This is a genomic window from Chryseobacterium mucoviscidosis, assembly GCF_002177115.1.
In the GTDB taxonomy this organism is placed as follows: Bacteria; Bacteroidota; Bacteroidia; order Flavobacteriales; family Weeksellaceae; genus Chryseobacterium; species Chryseobacterium mucoviscidosis.
This window is the reverse complement of the sequence record NZ_MVAG01000096.1, coordinates 1-1,272: the sequence shown is the minus strand read 5'-3', so window position 1 is coordinate 1,272 and position 1,272 is coordinate 1. Positions and strand designations below refer to the sequence as shown.

The 1,272-nt window shown below is 32.6% G+C and carries 1 protein-coding gene; it reads left to right on the top strand.

Annotated elements, in window-relative coordinates; genetic code table 11:
* Nucleotides 1-250: 250 nt before the first annotated feature.
* Nucleotides 251-1,219 (top strand): IS110 family RNA-guided transposase, encoded by a 969-nt coding sequence (locus B0E34_RS06560; protein ID WP_087708014.1) that lies wholly within the window; start codon nucleotides 251-253, stop codon nucleotides 1,217-1,219.
* Nucleotides 1,220-1,272 lie beyond the last annotated feature (53 nt).

Below are 1,272 nucleotides of genomic sequence, written 5' to 3'. Positions count from 1 at the left end.
TTGTGATAAGTTTGCCTACAATATTTAAAGAATACTAAAAGTTAAAAATATTCATTTAAAATAATACATTAGAAAAAGCAACAGGAAAAAGACAGAGAGCTTGCAGATATTCAATATCGATTTAAACATTGAGTCCCTGTTGCTTGTTTTCTAAAGACCGAATAGGATGCTGTTCAGCACTATGATAAGAACTCTTATCACAATGGTTAAAAAGAAAACTACTTTCTAATGAAATTTAAAAACTTTTAGTATGGCGAATTTAGGAAAAAAAGTAATTGGAGTGGATGTGAGTTCCAAGACTTTGGTAATGAGTTTATTGAACGATGAAGAAAAAGAAGTCATCATCAATGTTTGCAACAACAAAACAGATATTGAGAGATGCTTGAAGAAGTGGAAAAAAGAGACGTACAAAATTGTGGTTGAAGCCACCGGTTCCTACAGTAGCAAAATTTTGTATTATGCTTACCATTTGGGGTTTGAAGTGTATCAGGTAAGCGGATTATCCATCAAGAAATTTGCAGAAGTGAAAAGCCACATCAGCAAAACCGACGAGCAAGACGCAAAACTGATTCGGAATTTTGGAGAAACAATGGAACTTAATCCTTTTGAACCGAAAAAAGAAAATATTGAACTTCTTGACCAAGAACTGATGCTTTGGCAGGATTTAGAACAGGAAAAAGCGAGATTTTCATTAAAATTAAAATCACTTCGGCAAAAACCCGTTCTCAACAAAAATGTTGTAAAACACTATGAATCCGTCATCAAAAAGTTGGCAAAAGAAATTGAAAAAGTACAAAAAAGACTTCCGAAATTAGAAGATGAAGAACTTAAAGAGAGTAAAGAATTATTGACCAGCATATCGGGAATTGGGGACAAAACAGCCTTGTTGTTATTGGTTGCGACCAATAATTTTAAGAATTTTAAAACCGCAAAATCGATATCTAAGTATTTTGGTGTAGCACCCAGAATGTATCATTCCGGCAACAAAAAAATAACAATTGGAAAATGCAGGACGAGCAAAGGATTTGTGAGAAGCATTTTATACGTTTGTTCGTGGAGTGCCATAAGATTCAACGCTCAATGCAAAGCTCTCTTTGAGCGGATTTTGGAAAAAGGGAAGTGCAAAAAAATAGCCTTAATCGCTGTTTGCAACAAACTTTTAAGGCAAGCTTTTGGAATTATAAATAACAAACAAAAATATCAACCAAATTATATTTAAAAAAAGAAAAAAATTAACTTTTAAAATTTGGAAAGTAACATAGGATGTTTAAA

Bases quoted from the DNA above. Each gene is read 5' to 3' on its own strand.
- B0E34_RS06560 (WP_087708014.1), top strand. From the start codon at position 251: ATGGCGAATTTAGGAAAAAAAGTAATTGGAGTGGATGTGAGTTCCAAG.